Below are 18,695 nucleotides of genomic sequence, written 5' to 3'. Positions count from 1 at the left end.
ATGGGAAGCGGTTTTTCTTGCAATCACCTGAGGGGAAACTGCCCGTTCAGAGGGGGTTACTCGGACTAACCCCCAGCGCTTAACAGCTTTTTTACTACGTTCGACGAAAGCTGCGCCGTCGGCTCGATGACCTGGAGGCCAAGTGATTCGCCTTCAATCCTAGGTTCATGACCGTCACGGTTGGCAGAGGGAGGGGGCCTGACGCCAGCCGGGAGAGTTCATAGTATCCCCGCGAGCGCGGCCATGAGACGACACGTCCATTCGAACCTCGACGATCTGGACCTTGACGCCCGCGAACTGGTCAAAGCCGCCGCCCGCCAAGCAGGATTGAGCCTTGAGGAATGGGCCGCGGCCTTTTTGGCCGCCAAGGCCTCGGACCCAAAAGTGGAATCCACTTTTGGGATTCAATCCGATGCTCCCTTCTCAACTGGCGCATCGTCGGACACGGAACCGGAGGTCCGCGTCGGTGACCCGAAGAGCCACGCCAGTGACCCGCAGGGCCGCGTCAGCGAAAACTGGGCCCACTTTTCGCTAGCGCGGCCCGCTGGGTCCGCACGAGGCGCCACGGACGAAAGACGCGCCTCGCCTGCCCAGGAGCGCAAGCCTGCAGGCCAGGATCTCGGCACCGCCATGCCCCGCCCCGCGAAAGCCGCCCGCCCCGAACTGGAGCGGAACCTGGAGGCCTTGATGGCAGCGGTGACGGCGGAGAGCGAGCGCCAAGCTCAGGACCACGCCTCCCGCACCGCGATCGCGCTTGAATCCATGGCGAGCTGGATCGAGCAGACCGAGGAGCGCCTGAACGAGACGGCACGCGCCTCGGCGGATCATCAGGACCGCATGGCCACGGCCCTCTCGCAGGCTCTCTCCACCTTGAAGAACCGCCTCGACACGGTCGAGCGTCAAGCGGTGGCCGAGCGTCAGGCGCAACCCGACAGGACATGGCTGCCTGTCGTCGGCGCAATCCGCGTCGAGATCGAGCGGCTGCGCACGAGCATGGACAACCTCGCTACCCGCGAGGAAATCGCCGAACTCGACCACGCTCTGAAAGACATCGCCAGGGACATCGTTCAGAACATGGGCCAGGGTTCCGCCAGCAAGGATCTCCTGATCCTCGCTCAATCCACGGCGGCTCTCTACCGTCAGATCCAGGCTCTGTCGGGAGAGGTCAACGATGGCCTGCACGGGCGCATCGGCGGCGAGATCGACCAGCTCAAAGCCAAGATCGACAGGATCGCCGAGACCGGCGTCGACCGCACCGTGATCGACTTTCTCAGCAGCCAGATCGTGGACATGCGACATGATCTGTCCCAGCGCGCCGAGCCTCGCCAGATCGAGCGCCTTTCGGAAGAAGTCTCGACCCTCGGCCGCCAGATCGCAGATCTGCGCATCCATCAGGTCGGACGCAACGATTTCTCCTCGCTCAAGACCTCGCTCGAAACCGTCTGCACAGCCCTCAACCGCGCCGTCGAAGCCCAGGAGGCGAACGACGTCTCCGCGCAGCTTGAGGGCATGCGCCGCAATCTCGCAGCCCTCGTGAACCGGCCTGCACCCGAACCCGTGGATCTCGATCCGATCACCGATCAGCTGGTGGTTCTGACCGAGAGCATGGCAAGCCTGTCCGAGGACCGCTTTGCGCGAAACGATGCCCTCAATGCCATGATTGCGCGCTTGTCGGCGCAGGTTCAGGCTGTAGCAGAGAAGGAAACTCCTTCGCACGAGCCGCTGATGAAGCGCTTCGACAGGATCGAGGAGGAACTGCGTCAGGTCGGCCAGCAGGCGGACACTGCGTCGGTGGAAGCGATGCTGCGCACGATCGACGAGAAGCTCGATCGCGTCCCTCTCAAACCTTCAAGTCTCGATACGCTCGAGCAGCAGATCGCCTCCCTTGCCGAGCGCCTGGCGGAAAAATCGGACGAGCCTCTGCAGAAGGTTCTTGAAGAGACGACAAGTCATCTTCGCAATCTGCAGAACGATGCCGCCGATATTGCGGAGCGTGCCGCAAAAGCAGCGCTGAAGAATTTGCAGCCGAACCTGCCTGACCCGAGCGACTTCGATGCGCTGAAACAGGGCTTCGTGGAGTTGAAGGCTCTGCATAACCGCGCCGACAAGAAGACCCAGGAGACCCTGCGGACCATTCACGATGCCTTGGAAACGCTTGTTGCGCGCTTCCCCGAGCAAGGCGTTATTGCCCATCATGCATCCGGCCCGATCGCTCAGGCGAGCGTCACCGCCTCCCCCGAGCAGATGAAGCCTGCCGACCGTTTGGAAGCAGCCGTCCGCCGACTGCATGCCGTCACCCTGTCCCAAATCGAAGAAGTCACGACGACGCGCCCTGACGATAATGCGAAACCGCAAGCCTCGGAGGCCGTGGTCAATCCGCCTACCATCGATGAGGCGGAACTTGGCAATGTGCGCGCAGGCTTCATCGCGGCCGCGCGCCGGGCCGCGCAGGCCGACAAAGCCGATCTCACCTTCTCCACGCCTCAGCCACAGGATGAAATGAGTGCCGGCGAGATCGAGGCCATTGACGCGGAAGAATTCGCATCCAACACGCCGGCCTCCCTCATCGAGCGGATCCGCAGAAGCATCGAGACTCATCGCCGCTCGCTTCTTCTCGGTCTCGGTCTCGCGATCCTGGCGACAGGAACGGCGCAGATCATCTCCAGCGGACTTGTTCCCTCGCCCCTGTCCCTGATTTCCTCCGAGAAGCGCATCGAACCGGCACCGATTCCTCTCGTCACGGCGAAGCCGCACGAGGTCACCGCACAGACCGGCAGCATCACCGCTTCTCCGGACAGAACGAATCTCTTCCAGCCGTCGAGCCTTGCGGCGCCCGCAACCCCGACCCTGCCCGCGACCGCAAAGTTCCGGATTGATCCTGCAACTGTTCATGAAATCCCGGCTCAGGTTCCGACCGTTCTCAGGCAGGCTGCACTCGCAGGCGATGCGACAGCGATTTACACCGTTGCGTCCCGCGCGGCGGAGGGCCGCGACATGCCCCGGGATATGATCCTCGCAATTCACCTCTATGAACGGGCAGCCCAGGCCGGGTTTCCCCCGGCGCAGGAGCGCTTGGCGATGATCATGGAGAAGGGCATCGGCATCGCGCCTGACCCGAAGCAGGCCCTCATGTGGTACGAGCGGGCGGCCCAGGGCGGCAACATCCGCGCCATGCACAACCTCGCCACGCTCCTCGCCTCGGGCTGGAACGGCAAGCCGGATTACGCCGCAGCTCTCCGCTGGTACAATGAAGCCGCCGAAGCCGGTCTCAAGGATAGCCAGTTCAACATGGGCGTCCTTCTCACCCGCGGCTTCGGAACGAAGCAGGATCTCCCCAAGGCCTACAAGTGGTTCGCCCTGGCCGCCGCTCAAGGCGACCCGGACGCCGCCAAGAAGCGGGACGAGCTCGCCGGTCGTCTGAGCGCTGCCGAACTGACGGCGGTGAAGGGATCCCTGGAGCAGTGGCATCCTCGCCCCGTCGATCCTGTGGCCAACGAAGCGCCTGCGTCTGCGGCTGGTCAGACGGCCGCTCTGGATCGAACTCAAGGCAACAGGAGTTGACGGGGAGCGGAAGCGGTCAGCTTACGTTCAGCACTCGTCCTTTAAATGTCCTTTAAACCGCTCCGTGCATCATTGTAACCACGCCGTGCCTGCACCGGCTCAAGGGGATCCGGATTGCAAATCTATCTGCCGATCGCTGAAATGCCCGTGAGCGTTCTTCTCATCCTCGGGATGGGTGCGGCGGTCGGCTTCATTTCGGGCCTCTTCGGCATCGGCGGCGGGTTTCTCATGACGCCGCTCCTGATCTTTCTCGGCATCCCCCCGGCCGTGGCCGTGGCGACCCAATCGGCCCAGATCGTCGCCTCCTCGACAACCAGCGTGCTCGGCGCGATCCGGCGCAATGCGCTCGACCACAAGCTCGGCGCAATCCTGGTCGCCGGGGGCTTCGTCGGCTCGGCGCTCGGCGTGTGGTTCTTTGCGGCCGCCCGGCGGGCGGGACTGCTCGATCTCGTCATCGTCGTCTCCTACGTGACGCTCTTTACCGTCGTCGGAAGCCTGATGCTGAAAGAGAGCATTCGGGAGTTCTGGACAAAGCGGCGGGGCGGCACCGTGCGTTTGCGTCGGCAGGCGGGCGAGCACGCTCCCTATCTCGGCTGGCCGTTGCGGATGCGCTTTTACCGCTCCAAACTTTACGTGAGCGTCATTCCGATCCTCGGCCTTTCGCTCTTCATCGGCTTTGCGGGCGCCCTGCTCGGCATCGGTGGCGGGTTCATCGTCGTGCCGGCGCTTCTGTATATCTTTCGCGTTCCCACCAACGTGGTCGTGGGCACCTCCCAGTTCCAGATCGTCTGCACGACCCTCGTCGCTCTCATCCTGCATGCAGTGCAGAACCAGGCTGTCGACATGGTTCTGGCGATCCTGCTCATCATCGGCGGTGTCTTTGGCGCACAGTTCGGGGCACGCATCGGACGTAACTTGAGAGCGGAACTGTTTCGCTTCCTGCTCGCTATCCTGCTGTTGGCTGTGGGCCTGCGCTTTGCGCTCGAACTCGTCCTCCAACCGGAGGAGCCGTTCTCGATCACCGTGCAGGAGGTGCGCCAGTGAGGGCTCCTGAAGGAAGGAAGCATCGGATTGACCCCAAAAGTGCCCCCCACTTTTGGGTCCGATGCTCTGCCCTCCTCCTGATCGTGTTGGCCTCCATCACCTGCGCCTCGGCGGAAACCCTGATCACGTCGCTCTCGAACCACCGCGTCCTCATCAACTCCAACTATACGGGCACATCCATTGCCGTGTTCGGCGCCATTGAGCGGGACGCGCAAACCGTCGCCCGCGCCACGGGCTATGACGTGGTCGTCACAGTTCGCGGACCCCGTCAGTTCCTGGTCGTCCGCGAGAAGGAGCGGCTGGGTCCCATCTGGATCAACCAGGAGCAGCAGAAGTTCCCGCAAGCCCCTGCCTATTTGAGCGTTCTCACATCGCGATCCATCGAGGAGATCACGAGCGTTCAATTGCGCCAGCGTCAGAAGATCGGTCTTCGAGCCGTCATTAACGCGCCGGATTTCACCAACGAGCGCGGAGCCGGCGCAGACAAGCAGTTCCGGGAGGCACTCTATCGGCTCAAGGCCCAGGAAGGTCTCTATCTGGAAGACGAGCGCGGGGTGACCTTCCTGACGGACGATATCTTCCGGGCGAGCATCCCACTCCCGGCGACAGCCCCGCCCGGCGATTACAGCGTGGAAGTCACCCTCTTTGCCGACACGGTGATCCTGGCCAGCACGATCACCCATTTCGAGCTGGTCAAAACGGACTTCGAGGAGCAGATCGGTTCCGTCGCGCGCGACTGGTCGCTTGTCTACGGGATCGGCACCGCGCTGATCGCCATCTTCTTCGGCTGGCTCGCCAGCGTGATCTTCCGGCGGGACTAATCGCGGCAGAGCATCGCCTTCGCGATGGCGAAGATGCGCTCCGTGCCGATGAGATGGGCCGTGAAGCCGTTCGGGAAGAGCGGCTTGAAAGCGGCATCGCAGGCATTGAGGCCGCCCGCATAGGCGCCGAGAGCCGGCATGACGCAGCGTGTGCCGTCCGTCAGGAAGCAGCGGCGGCGCGTGGCGCGTCCGCGCATCACCACCTTGCCGACGGGATGCAGATGGCCTGCCACTTCCGCCTGCTCTCCCGCAACAGGTTCATGGCGCAGGGTGAGCGAGCTTAAGCTCATCTCCTCCACCACCTGGCCTCCGATGCTCTCCGGCAGGATGCGGTCGTGATTGCCCGTCACCCAGATCCACTCGCGGCCGGCCTGCACACCGGACAGAGTGGAGCGCTCCTCGTCGCCCAGCCGATCGGGCCCGCCGATGTCGTGGAAGCTGTCGCCGAGCGCGATGACGACACGCGGGTTGAAGCGCGACACCACATCCGACAGCGCGCTCAAGGTCTCGCGCGTGTCGTAAGGAGGCAGCATCATGCCGCGACGCGCGAAGGAAGATCCCTTCTCGAAATGCAGATCGGCCACGAGAAGCGCATCCTGCGCGGGCAGATAGAGGCCTCCGGACGGATCCAGGAGGGCCAGCTGCCCCGCCAGCTCGATTTCGTGCGTTGTCTGTTTGTTCTTACGCAATGCCGTCACGCCAAAGCCTCGTCGAGAAGCGCTGCTTCCGCCTCGGCCAGAATCTCGTCCGCATTGTCGCTATAGACGCGCTCGCGGCCGATCTCCAGCATGACGGACACGCTCAAAGGAGAAACCCGGTCGAGCGGTTTGTGGATGATTCGCCCCCGGATGCGGGCAAGCATCATGCTAAGGCGCCTCACGTCCAGGAGTCCCGTTGCCGCATCCGCCCGCGCGGCGCGCAGCAGCACATGGTCGGGCTCGTGCTTGCGCAGCACGTCATAGACGAGATCGGTCGAGATCGTGACCTGCCGCCCCGTCTTCTGCTCCCCCGGGAAGCGGCGCTCGATGAGGCCCGCGATCACGGCGCATTGGCGGAAGGTACGCTTCATGAGGGCGGATTCGGCGAGCCAATCCTCCAGGTCGTCGCCCAGCATGTCCTCGGAGAAGAGCTCGTCCATGAAGCCGGGCTCCCGCGCGGCGCGAGCGGCGATGTCGCTCGAGGCATAGACCGCGATGCCGTAATCGTTTGCGACAAAGCCAAGCGGCTTCAGGCGCGCCCGCTCCAGACGTCTTGTCAGCAGCATGCCGAGCGTCTGGTGCGCGAGACGCCCCTCGAAGGGAAAACAGGTCATGTAGAAGCGATTGCCGCGCGGGAATGTCTCGACCAAAAGATCGCGCGGCCCCGGCACGATGGACCGGCGGCGCTGCTGCAGCAGCCATTCCGTCATCTGCGGCGGCAGACGATCCCACTCGAAGGGATCGGCGAGAATCTCTCGCACACGCGCGGCGAGAAAGGTGGAGAGCGGAAACTTCCCGCCCTCATAGGACGGGATCATCGGGTCCGTGCCGGAAGCAGCGCGCGTGACCAGCACCTCGTCTTCCGCGATGCCTTCGAACCGCAGCACCTCGCCCGCGAAGAGAAAGGTGTCTCCGGGCGTCAGCGTCTCGGCGAAATATTCCTCGATCTCGCCGAGAATTTTTCCACGCGGCAGCACGGTGCCGGGCCTTGCGCGGGACGTCTTGCCGAGGCGCACCTTGATCATCGTGGCTTCGACGATCGTGCCGACATTCAGGCGATATTGCTGCGCTATCCTGGCGTCACGCACGCGCCAGAGACCGTCATTGCCCTTCACGATCTTGGCGAAGCGCTCATAGGCGCGAAGGGCATAGCCGCCGGTGGCGACGAACGCCACGCAGGCCTCGAAATCCTCCCAGGTCAGACCCGCATACGGCGCAGCCGAACGCACTTCCTCGTAGAGATCCTCGAGCTTGAACGGGTCGGCGCAGGCCATGCCGAGGATGTGCTGGCAGAGCACGTCGAGCGCGCCGATGCGGGCATCGGGCGTGTCCTGCGCCGCCTCGTGCACGGCATCCAAAGCCGCGCGGCATTCCAGGATCTCGAAGCGATTGGCCGGTACGAGATAGGCCTGCGACGGTTCATCCATGCGGTGGTTCGAGCGGCCGATGCGCTGCATGATGCGTGATGCCCCTTTCGGCGCGCCCACATTCACCACGAGATCCACATCGCCCCAGTCGATGCCGAGATCGAGGGTCGCGGTACACACGACGGCCTTGAGTTTTCCCGCCGCCATCGCCTCTTCCACGCGGCGGCGCTGCGTGACGTCGAGCGAGCCGTGATGGAGCGCGATGGCCAGACCGTCGTCGTTGAGCTTCCAGAGTTCCTGAAACGTGTATTCCGCCTGCAGGCGTGTGTTGACGAACACCAGCGTCGTCTTGTGCTGCCTGATGAGTTCATAGATCGACGGCATCGACAGAGAGGCCGTGTGGCCTGCAAGCGGCAGAGGCTCATCGAGTTCGAGCATGCGGATGTCGGGCTGCGCACCGCCTTTGACCACGACGAGATCGGCGAGCCTGTCTTGACCCTCCCCCCTCAAGGGAGAGGTGGGCGACGCACATTGAGGCACCAGATAGCGCCGCAGATCGTCCGGCTCGCGCACGGTCGCCGACAACCCGACGGACGTCGCCTGCGGAGCCAGGTTCATAAGCCGCGCGAGACCGAGCGACAGAAGATCGCCACGCTTCGAGGTGACGAGCGAATGCAGCTCGTCCAGCACGACGCGGCGCAGGTCCTTGAAGAAGTCCGCGGCCTCGCGATGGGCGAGAAGCAGCGCCAGCTGCTCCGGGGTCGTCAGCAGAATGTCCGGCGGGCGCTCGATCTGGCGTGCGCGCTTGTGAGACGGCGTGTCGCCCGTGCGCGTCTCGATGCGGATCGGAAGCCCCATCTCCTGAACCGGCGCTTCGAGGTTGCGGGCAATGTCGGTGGCGAGCGCCTTCAGGGGCGAGATGTAGAGGGTGTGAAGCCCCCGGCCTTCCCGGGCCGTGCTGCGGCGTGGTCCGATTTCCGTCAGCTCCACGAGGCTCGGCAGGAAGCCGGCCAGTGTCTTGCCCGCACCCGTGGGCGCCACGAGCAGCACCGAGCGGCCCGCCTCGGCCTTGGCGAGAAGCTGCAGCTGATGCTCGCGAGGCTCCCAGCCTCGGCTCTTGAACCAGTCCCTGAAGATTTTTGGGAGAAGGGATGCGGACGCCTTGGACATGCCCTTACAAGATAAGCGGAGAGGAAGAGTTTCGCTACGGCAGGCTGAATTTCTGGTGTGAAGCCAATCCTTTGCCGCCTTGCCATCTTCCGCAAGATGCCTTCAGCTTGGGGCAACTAAAAACATCAGGAGGAAACGCCAATGACCAACTCGGCCCAGTTCAAGAATGCCATCGCCGTCGTGACAGGCGGCACGCAGGGCCTCGGAGAAACCATTGCCCGCACGCTCGCCGAACGGGGGGCTGCAGGCCTCGTCATCTGCGGCCGCAACGCGGAGCGGGGCGAGGCCGTGGCGCGGGAGATCACGGCACAGGGCTGCCGCACGGAATTCGTGAAGGCGGATCTCGCCAACATGGACGACACGCGCCAGGTGGTGGCCCGCGCCGACAGCGCGTTCGGACGCGTCGACGTTCTCGTCAACGCTGCCGGCATCACCGACCGCGGCACGATCTTCGATACGAGCCCGGAGCTGTTCGACCGCATGTTCGCGGTCAATGTGCGCGCCCCGTTCTTCCTGATGCAGGATGCGGCCAAGATCATGCGGCGCGAGAAGATCGAAGGCACCATGGTCAATATCCTGTCCATGTCGGCCCATGGCGGCCAGCCTTTCATCACCGCCTATAGCGGCTCCAAAGGCGCCCTGGCGACGCTGACGAAGAACGCCGCCTTCAGCCTGATGCCCTGGCGCATCCGCGTGAACGCCCTCAATATCGGCTGGATGAACACGCCGGGCGAGGACAGAATCGTGCGGCTCTATCACGGCGCGCAGGATGGCTGGCTGGAAAAGGCCATGAAGGAGCAGCCCTTCGGCCGCCTGCTCGAACCGGCGGAAGTCGCCCGCGCGGTCGCGTTCCTGGCGAGCGCGGAATCCGGCATGATGACCGGCTCGGTCATCGACTTCGACCAGTCGGTGGTCGGCTGCTACGAGAGCGCGCCGCACCCGTCGACGAGGGCTGAGTAACAGCCTCCGACAAGGCTCCTCCTGCTGAAGGGCCTTTTCCTCGATCTCTGTCCTCATCCTGAGGAGCAGACGAAGTCTGCGTCTCGAAGGAGGTTCCAGAGGGCGCTGGAGACGCCCTCGCCCTTCGAGACGGATTGCTCACGCAATCCTCCTCAGGGTGAGGGCGACGGCAGGGCTTCTTGACGAGAAAGACTCCGAGGCGGTAGCGAATGTTGTGAGCCGCTGAAAGATCAGCGCTGCAGCACCACGAGAGACCCGGGAACCGGTACGCCGCGATCTTCCCGGGTCGAGACCCGCTCCAGAATAACCGTCGCAAAGCCATTCTCTTCAGCGAGCTTTCGCAGATAGCTCTCGCTATGGGCGTAGCGCGCATCAGTCCCGAGAAGGAAGCCTTCGCCTTCATGCGCCTGTACCGTGAAGGCGAAGAGCCCCTCGCGCTTCAACACGCGACGCGCCTCGCGGAATGCATCGTCGAGCGCCGCCATGTAGACGAACACATCCGCCGCTACGACGAGATCGGCTCTCGCATCGGCGCGCCCTTTCAGGAAAGAGACGAGTTCTCCTTGATGGAGTTCGTCGTAGAGCTTCGTCTTCGCCGCCTTCTCCAGCATGCGCGGCGAGAGATCGACGCCGACCAGCGCCTCACATAAACCGCCGAGCGCCTGCCCCATCAGGCCCGTGCCGCAGCCGAGATCGAGGGTGAGTCCGAACCGGTCATCCCTGATCTGCCTGGAGCAGGCGCGACGCAGCGCATCGGCGATCAGCTCCGGCCCGCGATAGCCTAAGCTCTTCGTCAGATGCCGGTCGAACTTGGGCGCATATTCATCGAACAGGGCCCGCACATAGCTGTCCGTCATCGCCTCATCGGGCGGAAGAGCCCCCAGGCGGGCGAGATCGAGGCGGACGCCCAGGACATCCTCCGGCTCGAGTTCCAGCGCCCGGCGCAGGGCGTCCACGGCCTCGCCCTGCAGGCCAAGCTCCGCCGCCGCGCGCCCCAGAAGGGCATGGGCCGGGGCAAAGCGCGGCGCAAGCTCCAGCACCTGCCGGGCCAGATCGGCGGCAGCCTCGAAATCGCGCTCGTCGAAGGCGGCGCCGGCATATTCGTAGCGGCGGTCGGCAAGGACATCGCCGGAGGATCGGAAGGAAGAGGTCAACGGCATGGCTCTGCCATGAGGCAGAGACGATGGGCTGTCAATTCTGGTACCGATGCGGGCCGCACCGCCTCACCAATGGGCAGCGCTGAGGATGACAGCCCCCGTCGTGGCCGACCGTGTGCCGACCATCTCGTGTCGGGATCGCCATCCGACTGACATTGTCGGCAGTTTCGCCTGCGCTTGGCGGAATTAGCCGGTCGGCATCCGCTCGAACTTCTGCAATGATGAATCCATCGTGTCCCAGGCGTGGCCGCGGATGCTGTATGTGACCACCTGCGGCTTGAATTGACCTGGATCGTCAAGGCTGGCTGCGTGGACCGCGATCAGGTCCGGCATGGCGGCAAAGGTCAGGTAGACCGGCGTTCCACAAGTCGGACAGAAGGCGTGGAGTTTTTCGTTGCCGCTGTCGCCCGCCACCCGCCAGCCCTTGGCCTCGCCCGTAATGGTCACCTCCGCTCGGCGGGGGAAGGTCAGATAGGATCCGTGCCCCGTGCCGCTGCGTTTCTGGCAATCGCGGCACTGGCAGTGGTTCTCGAAGATCGGTTCGCTGCTCGTCTCAAACCGGATCGCGCCGCACGCACATCCGCCGGTATAGCGCCTGGTCATTGTCATTCTCTCGCTGACAGATTTCTCAGTTGCACCGCAAGCGATCAGGCTGCCTTCGGCTTGGCGAAAACATCGAGGCCGCGGCCCGTCTCCAGCAAGGATTTCAGGCTGGAAAGTACGACCGGCCAGCCTTTGCTGATACCCTTCGCCATCCCGCTGCCGGCTTCGAGCTCGTCATGAGTGACGGTGAGCCTGACCATCGCCTCGTATTCCTCGATCTCGAACGTCACCCGGCTGTAGCTTGCCGGGTCGGCAGCCTGCGACGCGTTCGCCCAAGTGATGACCAGACGGGTCGGCGGCGAGGCCTCGACGACCTTGCCGACGAGTTCAACGGTGCGTTCGTCATTGGCGCGGACATGCTCCCATTTCGATCCGGGCTTCCAGTCGGAGACGTTCTCATGGCCCCAGTAGCGCCGTGCGATATCCGGTTTCGTTATGGCCTCGAACACCTTGTCCGGTGTCGAGAGAATGTAGGTCACGTAAACGAAGCTGGTGGTCTCTCTGGTCATTTCTGCTCTCCTTCGAGTTCTTTCTTCAGATCATGCAGCAGGCTGAGCCGCTGACGCTCGAATTTCCGCACCCATCGTTCATAGACCTCGTGGAGTGGCACGGGGTTGATGAAATGCAGCTTTTCCCGGCCACGCCTGACCGTGCTCACCAGATTGGCCGCCTCCAGCATCTCGAGGTGCTGGGTGGCGGACTGCCGGGCCATGTCCAGCTTTTCGCAAAGCTGGCCAAGCGTCTGGCCGTTTTTTTCACAAAGAAGGTCCAGCAGCTTTCTGCGTGTCGGGTCGCCCAGCGCCTTGAAAACCTTGTCGGCATCCATCGGTCTCACTCGTATATGGGAGCACGATATGCAGGTAAACGCCTGCATGTCAAGTGCAGGCATTTACCTGCCTGTCAAATGCCGGCTAGTCTGTAACCCGATAGGCATGTGCGGCCACGAAGGAGCACCAGGCTCAGCAGGGGTGAAAGGAGTCTTTGTTTGCTGGTTCAATGAACCTGAATAGCAAGATGTTGCCGTCGCTCATCATCGTTGTCGGAGGCTAGCGATCGTGCGGAACCAGAGGTCAGCGTCAGCGACCCGAACGATGCGCTCCTGAAAGGAAGGGAGCATCGGATCAGCCCCAAAAGTGCAAATCCACTTTTCTCGTCCGACGCTCTAATGACTGCTTCAGGCACTAAACCGACGTTCCCTCTCCCAAACAGGGCGGACCGACCGTATTAAAATTGTGGGCAATTATTTCATCAGCTTCCCGAATTTGAGATTTACGGGGGATCACGCCTCGTCTAACTCAATCAGCTTCCTGACGAGACGGTGAACCAATGTCGCTGGATTTACTACGTTTTGCTTAATTAGCCATTCAGCGTTGTCGCAAGCAGCTTTGCTGAGAGGATGTAGCACAGTGAACGGAACGTACTTTGCGTCTTTGCTGTACTTCTTGTGACGCTTACGCACCAGAGCTATAGCGTCTCGCTCACAAGTGAGGGGCGCTACCGATATTCTGTCCCAATGCAAAGCAATCCATACTTCGAAGCACCTTACAGATAGGCAGAGATTGATGTTATTCTGCTTCGCAAGATCGATTGCCCTGTTCAAGTCCCTAGTTGTTGTGTCGTCAGCGTCGCACACACACCAGATTTCCTCACGATCAGGATCAGTGAGCCTGATGGTCTCAGCAACTGCCTTATAAGCATTGCCTCCACTTTGTATGTAAAAGGGCCGAAGTTCAATGCCTTGCGTACCAAGCCTTCGCTTCCACCCTTTGAAATAATCGTCTTCTGTGCGCTCACCATCATATGCAATGGCAAGAATTTTGCCTCTTCGAGGGGAGGCGTTACCTTGTAGTCTTTGTATTTTGCGTGATCCGAGGCGGTTTCTCGGCCCCTCAACGAACCGACTACGCTGCATCTTCAGGGACTCTAAGGCGCGAAAGCCAATTATCCTTCATCCCCAAGGCAGGGATGGCACCGTACCGACCAAGCAAGTAGCCGTTTTCTAAGCTCTCATCCTTACGTGGGCTAAACTCCAAGAGCGAATACAGAGTTGAGCGACAGCCGCCTTTTTCAACAAACCAAATTTGATCTCGCCGCAGGAGCGTTTGATCAAGAAGATTTGTGTCATGAGTCGTGAATATTATCTGAGCGCCGCCCGTGTTTGTCTCTCTGTTTTGGAAAAGATCAACTATTAGTCGGGCAAGGTGCGGATGCATACTCGCTTCTAATTCATCAATTATAAGTACCTCACCCCTCTTAAGAGCAAAAAGTATCTTCGCAGCCAAGGAATAAATCTTCTGTAGCCCCTTAGATTCCGCAGACAGCGGCAGCGTTATAAGCCGTCCCTCATCTTTATGGATGAAACTGACGTTGTACTTGAACCCCTCTTGCAGGAATGACTGCATACGGGTGTCCATTGCTTGAAAGACTGTCTCTGGAATTGGGACTCCTTCTCGCTCAGAAACCTCTAAATCTTCAATGCTCGGATCGGCTGTCTTCAGCATTGCAAGCAATGCTTCTTTGAAGTCTTGATGACCCTCAGCTAAACGGGACGTAAGCGCAGAATTATAGTAGTCCAAGTTCACGTCCATTTCGGGTATTTCGAGAAATTCCTCAAACCATTCAAATATGGCTCTGGACTCGGCCTGATTATCCTGCGCCGCCGCAGATAAAAATAAGCTATTTTCGCGGGTACGTTGTTCTATGTTGGCGAGGTAGCGGTCGTCACCACTAAAATTTTCTCCGCATTTTACTTGCGTCGCGAAATCGCCTTTTCCACTAGCTCTTGTTTCACGACGGAACAGAACTCTCTCTCGCCCTAGTGGGTACGCAAGAAGCCACTCTTCCTCGAAGAACCTTGAGTTAGCCGAAAATCCGTAGTTGTAACGCACATTGTCAACCACGAAATCCATCTCGAAGACAGTTGCCGAAGTCTCATTCGCGCTTCTGTTCTGGTGAAGTCGGGTTCCGGCATTTGGCTTCCATATAGCCTGAGACATCGTAACTGCATCGCGCATGTAGTCTATCGCTTTGAGAACGTTTGTCTTTCCCGCCGCATTCGCGCCGTAAATGGCTATCGCTGGAAGCAACCGAAATTGAACCCGCTTCCCATGCCGTGGATCGAGAAGCGAACTCTGCATTGATTTGTCAGCTTTGTTTGCAACCAACGACAGTCCGGACTCGTCATAAAAGGATCGGAAGTTCTTGAACTTGAATGCGATCAGCATGGTGACCTGTTTATCCGGCAGAGGGGTGCCGTCGAGAGACTAAAGGCCGAAAAATGTGGAAAGTCCACAAAATTGTAAATGAAGACTCTGCCATCGACGGTTTTGAGGAGCTTGGCCGTTTGACGCTCCTCTCAGCCAGTCGGTTGAAAGTTGGATGGGTGATGGGATTCAGGGGAAAAGCCATCGGCACAGCCCCCAACTTATTCCAATGAAAATTCCAAGGCGTATGGCGTGGTTGAGAGCCATCAATAGGACGACAGCAACCGGCACGATAACAGGCCGAAAGAGCCGCCATGCGTTCCAGACAATAAGAACACTAGCGCCTACGATCAGCCCTGGCACAACAATCCATATTAGGGCGCTCAGAGCGAGGGCTGAGGCTGCATAGAAGAGGAACCGGAAGAGGGCTTCCACATTGGGACCACCTACGATTACCCCCCTCTTCCATAGCCTTCCTCTCCAACTCCTGATGCCGTCTGTTCGCTCTACTTGATACCGAAATACGCCTTGGCGATTGGCTGTTGGTCAGCCGGGAAAATCTCGATCACGCGAGAGTGCAATTCGGGGTCGAGCATCGTCCAAGTTGGAAGACCACGGCTCTGAGGATTGCCGATAGGGTTCTCATCTGATCCATTCCAACGAAAGCCAATACGCCTTTCGCCATCCCAAGTGCCGAGTGCGTAGGCGCCTTGCCCCGGTCCTTTATCAAGAACCACTTGGAACAAGTGCCAATGGCTCTTGGGTGATTGGACGTCCTTTGGGTTGATGTAAGCCATAACCGCCTCCTTCGTCGCGTTATACGTATCTTCATACGTATCTCAATTCGTCAACAGGTAGCTATTGCCGTTCGAACGAAGTTATGTTTGGATATTTGAGTCCGGGCGGATCTCCCGTCCCGAACACATCTTTCGCGCGCCCCGCTTTTCGGACCGCGAAGCCGAACGCGTCCCGTGCTTCCCTCGCTGGATGCCCCCTCGGAGGCTCTCGAGCCCCCGAGGCCGATGATGCTTGCTCTTTGACATCCGCTCTTTCACCCGCCCGTGTCATCCCCGGCGGTCCGTAAGGACCGGGAAGGGGATCCATGGCGTTGCGCGGTTGAGTGGATTCCCTTCCCCTCCACTGTGCGTCCCTCCGGGAATGACAATCTCACCGGCATGACTTAGCTTGGCCGGCCATGCCGGCAGAAAAGGCCGCGCTTCGGAGGCTTGCGGCTCTGGGAATGCAGGCACATGCCTATGCCTCCCTTCAACCTCGTCGAGGCACCATGGGCAAAGGAAGCACCCACTTCTCACCTGACATCCCCCTGCCCAACCCTATATTTCCCTCATGGCGTTGCGCTCCACCGACATCCTCACCCAGACCCCGCAAGGGCTCTACTGCCCCTCAGGCGACTTCCATATCGACCCGGTCCGGCCCGTGAAGCGGGCGCTCATCACCCATGGCCATTCCGACCATGCCCGCTCCGGCCACAGGGCCGTCCTGGCGACGCGGGAGACCCTGCGCATCATGGGTGTGCGCTATGGCGGGGATTTTGCAGGCTCGACCCAGGAAGCTTCGCTTGGCGAGAGCATGCCGCTTGGCGAGGTGACCGTGCGCTTCACGCCCGCCGGCCATGTGCTGGGCTCGGCACAGATCACGATCGAGGCAGGCGGCACCCGCATCGTGGTCTCGGGCGACTACAAGCGCGCCGAGGATCCGACCTGTTTGCCATACGAGGTGGTTCCCTGCGACGTGTTCATCACGGAAGCCACCTTCGGCCTCCCCGTGTTCCGCCATCCCGATACACGGGCCGAGGTGCGCAAGCTCCTCGATTCCGTCGCACTCTTTCCCGAGCGCACCCACATCGTCGGAGCCTATGCCCTCGGCAAGGCGCAGCGCGTCATGGCCTTGCTGCGAGAGGAAGGCTACGACAAGCCGATCTATCTGCACGGTGCGATGGAGCGCCTGACAGATCTCTACAAGTCCGAAGGCATTCCCTTGGGCGAAACGCCGAAGGTGGTGGCTTCCGAACGCTCGAAGCTCGGAGGCGCCATCGTCATCTGTCCGCCCTCCTCCATTCAGGATCTCTGGTCGCGCCGCTTTCCCGATCCAGTGACATGCTTCGCCTCCGGCTGGATGCGCGTGCGGGCGCGCGCCCGGCAGAAGGGGGTGGAGCTGCCGCTCGTGATTTCCGATCATTCCGATTGGGACGACCTGTGCCGCACGATCCGCGAAACCGGCGCAGGCGAAGTCTGGGTCACGCATGGCCAGGAGGATGCGCTGGTCCATTGGTGCACGACGCACGGCATCCGCGCTCGGCCTCTGCACATGCTGGGCTATGGCGACGAGGGCGAGGTCGAGGAAGCCGCGCCCGCAGGAGACGAGGCATGAACCGCTTCGCCGCTCTCCTCGACCGCCTGGCCTACGAGCCGCGCCGCAACGCGAAGCTGCGGCTCATCATGGACTACTTCCGCCATACGCCCGATCCCGAGCGCGGCTATGCGCTCGCCGCCATGACGAATGCGTTGATGTTCAAGGAGGCTAAACCCGGCCTGATCCGCGGCCTCGTGGAGGAGCGGACGGATCCCGAACTGTTTCGCATGTCCTATCACTATGTCGGCGATCTCGCGGAAACGGTCGCGCTGATCTGGCCCGCGCCGGGGCATGAAAGTGTTGTCCCTGTTTCAAGCGACACGCCCGCCATCGGCCACAACAATCCGCCGCCTCATGTGCCGACGCTCACGGAAGTGGTGGAGACGCTCGCCACTACGAGCAAGAGCGACCTGCCTGCGAAGGTCGCGGGCTGGCTCGATGCGCTCGACGAGACCGGGCGATGGGCCCTGCTCAAGCTCATCACGCGCGAGCTGCGCGTGGGGGTTTCGGCGCGCTTGGCGAAAACGGCGGTGGCGCAGCTCGGCGGCATCGAGCCCGATGAGGTGGAGCTGATCTGGCACGGGCTGGAAGCGCCTTACGAAGATCTCTTCGCCTGGGTCGAAGGGCGTGGCTCCAAACCTGAATCCGGCAATCCCGCACCGTTTCGCCCACCGATGCTTTCGCATCCGCTGGAGGAAGAGGATTTTGCAAAGCTCGATGCGTCCGACTTTCTCGCCGAGTGGAAATGGGACGGGATTCGCCTGCAGGCCGTCTCGGGCCATGACAGCCACGGACGCCCGGTACGGCGCATCTATTCGCGCACGGGTGAGGATGTCTCGCGCGCCTTTCCCGATCTCTTGGAAGCGCTCACTTTCGAAGGCGCCATCGACGGCGAATTGCTGATCGTGCGGGAAGGCCGCGTGCAGAGCTTCAACGTTCTGCAGCAGCGCCTCAACCGCAAAGCCGTGACGCCGAAGCTCATCGCGGAGTTTCCTGCGCACCTGCGCGTCTATGACATTCTCACCGAAGACGCCGAGGATCTGCGTGATCTTCCCTTCATCGAACGGCGAAAGCGTCTTGAAGCGCTCGTGGCGCGCATCGATGATCCACGCATCGATCTCTCGCCTATGGTCCCGTTCGAGACATGGGAAGACCTTGCCGCTGCACGCGCCAACCCGGCTTCCGTCGGCGCAGGACCTGATGCGGAGGCCATCGAAGGCTGTATGATCAAGCGGGCGAACAGCCCGTATCTTCCCGGTCGTCCCAAGGGCTATTGGTACAAGTGGAAGCGCGATCCTTATCTCGTCGATGCGGTGATGATGTATGGCCAGCGTGGGCACGGAAAACGCTCGTCCTTCTATTCCGATTACACCTTCGGCGTCTGGCGCGATGGGCCCGACGGCGAGGAGCTGGTGCCCGTCGGCAAGGCCTATCACGGCTTTACCGACGAGGAGCTCATGAAGCTCGACCGCTATGTCCGCAACCACACCGTCAACCGCTTCGGCCCCGTGCGGGAAGTGGAATACGGCAAGGATCGCGGGCTCGTGCTGGAAGTGGCCTTTGAAGGCCTGCAGCGCTCGACCCGCCACAAATCCGGCGTCGCGATGCGCTTTCCCCGCATCAACCGCATCCGCTGGGACAAGCCTGCAGCGGAAGCCGACCGGATCGAGACTCTGGAAAAGATTTTGGAGCGGGGTGAAAAGGAGATCCACCCGCTGAAGGATCAGGAGGCCTGACG

Annotated in this window: 15 protein-coding genes; 6 read left to right on the top strand and 9 right to left on the bottom strand. The window is 61.4% G+C overall.

Going from position 1 to position 18,695, the window contains the following annotated elements; all coding sequences use genetic code 11:
• Positions 1-243 precede the first annotated feature (243 nt).
• From ACUXUR_RS05350 to ACUXUR_RS05340, 3 genes are all read left to right on the top strand, one after another.
• The gene (locus ACUXUR_RS05350; RefSeq protein ID WP_445501313.1) at positions 244-3,561 is read left to right on the top strand and encodes a tetratricopeptide repeat protein; all 3,318 of its coding nucleotides are present in this window, start codon (positions 244-246) and stop codon (positions 3,559-3,561) included.
• 114 nt (positions 3,562-3,675) lie between these two features.
• On the top strand, positions 3,676-4,605 hold the full coding sequence (locus ACUXUR_RS05345) for a sulfite exporter TauE/SafE family protein (protein WP_445501312.1): 930 nt from the start codon (positions 3,676-3,678) through the stop codon (positions 4,603-4,605).
• An 83-nt stretch (positions 4,606-4,688) separates the two neighbouring features.
• A complete protein-coding gene (locus ACUXUR_RS05340) occupies positions 4,689-5,426 on the top strand; it encodes a TIGR02186 family protein (protein ID WP_445501311.1) in 738 nt (245 codons plus the stop codon).
• Here ACUXUR_RS05340 and pdeM read toward each other — a convergent pair.
• Complete coding sequence (gene pdeM / locus ACUXUR_RS05335) at positions 5,423-6,124, bottom strand: ligase-associated DNA damage response endonuclease PdeM (protein ID WP_445501310.1); 702 nt, start codon at positions 6,122-6,124, stop codon at positions 5,423-5,425. The genes ACUXUR_RS05340 and pdeM overlap by 4 nt on opposite strands.
• The gene (locus tag ACUXUR_RS05330) at positions 6,121-8,661 is read right to left on the bottom strand and encodes a ligase-associated DNA damage response DEXH box helicase (protein ID WP_445501309.1); all 2,541 of its coding nucleotides are present in this window, start codon (positions 8,659-8,661) and stop codon (positions 6,121-6,123) included. Before ACUXUR_RS05330 ends, pdeM begins: the two co-directional genes overlap by 4 nt.
• Before the next feature lie 141 nt (positions 8,662-8,802).
• Here ACUXUR_RS05330 and ACUXUR_RS05325 point away from each other — a divergent pair, with 141 nt between their 5' ends.
• Positions 8,803-9,621 carry an SDR family oxidoreductase gene (locus tag ACUXUR_RS05325; RefSeq protein ID WP_445501308.1) on the top strand — a complete coding sequence of 273 codons (819 nt, stop codon included), beginning with the start codon at positions 8,803-8,805 and terminating at the stop codon, positions 9,619-9,621.
• A 230-nt stretch (positions 9,622-9,851) separates the two neighbouring features.
• Here ACUXUR_RS05325 and ACUXUR_RS05320 read toward each other — a convergent pair whose 3' ends face one another.
• The 7 genes from ACUXUR_RS05320 to ACUXUR_RS05290 all read right to left on the bottom strand — a co-directional run bounded on the left by ACUXUR_RS05320 (position 9,852) and on the right by ACUXUR_RS05290 (position 15,381).
• The gene (locus ACUXUR_RS05320) at positions 9,852-10,781 is read right to left on the bottom strand and encodes a class I SAM-dependent DNA methyltransferase (protein ID WP_445501307.1); all 930 of its coding nucleotides are present in this window, start codon (positions 10,779-10,781) and stop codon (positions 9,852-9,854) included.
• A 183-nt stretch (positions 10,782-10,964) separates the two neighbouring features.
• The gene (locus tag ACUXUR_RS05315) at positions 10,965-11,381 is read right to left on the bottom strand and encodes a GFA family protein (RefSeq protein WP_445501306.1); all 417 of its coding nucleotides are present in this window, start codon (positions 11,379-11,381) and stop codon (positions 10,965-10,967) included.
• 44 nt (positions 11,382-11,425) lie between these two features.
• Positions 11,426-11,890 carry an SRPBCC family protein gene (locus tag ACUXUR_RS05310; protein ID WP_445501305.1) on the bottom strand — a complete coding sequence of 155 codons (465 nt, stop codon included), beginning with the start codon at positions 11,888-11,890 and terminating at the stop codon, positions 11,426-11,428.
• Entirely contained in the window at positions 11,887-12,207 is a 321-nt protein-coding gene (locus tag ACUXUR_RS05305) for an ArsR/SmtB family transcription factor (protein ID WP_445501304.1), read from the bottom strand. The genes ACUXUR_RS05310 and ACUXUR_RS05305 overlap by 4 nt, the downstream gene beginning before the upstream one ends.
• A 453-nt stretch (positions 12,208-12,660) precedes the next feature.
• On the bottom strand, positions 12,661-13,293 hold the full coding sequence (locus tag ACUXUR_RS05300; RefSeq protein WP_445501303.1) for an RloB family protein: 633 nt from the start codon (positions 13,291-13,293) through the stop codon (positions 12,661-12,663).
• On the bottom strand, positions 13,283-14,605 hold the full coding sequence (locus ACUXUR_RS05295; RefSeq protein ID WP_445501302.1) for an AAA family ATPase: 1,323 nt from the start codon (positions 14,603-14,605) through the stop codon (positions 13,283-13,285). The genes ACUXUR_RS05300 and ACUXUR_RS05295 overlap by 11 nt, the downstream gene beginning before the upstream one ends.
• Positions 14,606-15,090: 485 nt before the next feature.
• Positions 15,091-15,381: a hypothetical protein gene (locus ACUXUR_RS05290; protein WP_445501301.1), complete on the bottom strand. Its 291-nt coding sequence runs from the start codon at positions 15,379-15,381 to the stop codon at positions 15,091-15,093.
• Between the two features lie 550 nt (positions 15,382-15,931).
• Between ACUXUR_RS05290 and ACUXUR_RS05285 the strand changes: the two genes are divergently transcribed.
• Entirely contained in the window at positions 15,932-16,975 is a 1,044-nt protein-coding gene (locus ACUXUR_RS05285) for a ligase-associated DNA damage response exonuclease (RefSeq protein WP_445501300.1), read from the top strand.
• Entirely contained in the window at positions 16,972-18,693 is a 1,722-nt protein-coding gene (locus ACUXUR_RS05280; RefSeq protein ID WP_445501299.1) for a cisplatin damage response ATP-dependent DNA ligase, read from the top strand. Before ACUXUR_RS05285 ends, ACUXUR_RS05280 begins: the two co-directional genes overlap by 4 nt.
• The last annotated feature ends 2 nt before the right edge of the window (positions 18,694-18,695 follow it).

The organism is Microvirga medicaginis (assembly GCF_052658925.1).
The sequence above is the reverse complement of the archived record's forward strand: the minus strand, read 5'-3'. Positions and strand labels throughout refer to the sequence as shown.

What these genes read in the sequence shown, in the direction of transcription:
- ACUXUR_RS05305 (WP_445501304.1), bottom strand. Translation starts at nt 12,207, where the DNA reads ATGGATGCCGACAAGGTTTTCAAGGCGCTGGGCGACCCGACACGCAGA.
- ACUXUR_RS05295 (WP_445501302.1), bottom strand. Translation starts at nt 14,605, where the DNA reads ATGCTGATCGCATTCAAGTTCAAGAACTTCCGATCCTTTTATGACGAG.
- ACUXUR_RS05300 (WP_445501303.1), bottom strand. Translation starts at nt 13,293, where the DNA reads ATGCAGCGTAGTCGGTTCGTTGAGGGGCCGAGAAACCGCCTCGGATCA.
- ACUXUR_RS05315 (WP_445501306.1), bottom strand. Translation starts at nt 11,381, where the DNA reads ATGACCAGGCGCTATACCGGCGGATGTGCGTGCGGCGCGATCCGGTTT.
- ACUXUR_RS05325 (WP_445501308.1), top strand. Translation starts at nt 8,803, where the DNA reads ATGACCAACTCGGCCCAGTTCAAGAATGCCATCGCCGTCGTGACAGGC.
- ACUXUR_RS05290 (WP_445501301.1), bottom strand. Translation starts at nt 15,381, where the DNA reads ATGGCTTACATCAACCCAAAGGACGTCCAATCACCCAAGAGCCATTGG.
- ACUXUR_RS05320 (WP_445501307.1), bottom strand. Translation starts at nt 10,781, where the DNA reads ATGCCGTTGACCTCTTCCTTCCGATCCTCCGGCGATGTCCTTGCCGAC.
- ACUXUR_RS05330 (WP_445501309.1), bottom strand. Translation starts at nt 8,661, where the DNA reads ATGTCCAAGGCGTCCGCATCCCTTCTCCCAAAAATCTTCAGGGACTGG.
- ACUXUR_RS05285 (WP_445501300.1), top strand. Translation starts at nt 15,932, where the DNA reads ATGGCGTTGCGCTCCACCGACATCCTCACCCAGACCCCGCAAGGGCTC.
- ACUXUR_RS05350 (WP_445501313.1), top strand. Translation starts at nt 244, where the DNA reads ATGAGACGACACGTCCATTCGAACCTCGACGATCTGGACCTTGACGCC.
- ACUXUR_RS05280 (WP_445501299.1), top strand. Translation starts at nt 16,972, where the DNA reads ATGAACCGCTTCGCCGCTCTCCTCGACCGCCTGGCCTACGAGCCGCGC.
- ACUXUR_RS05310 (WP_445501305.1), bottom strand. Translation starts at nt 11,890, where the DNA reads ATGACCAGAGAGACCACCAGCTTCGTTTACGTGACCTACATTCTCTCG.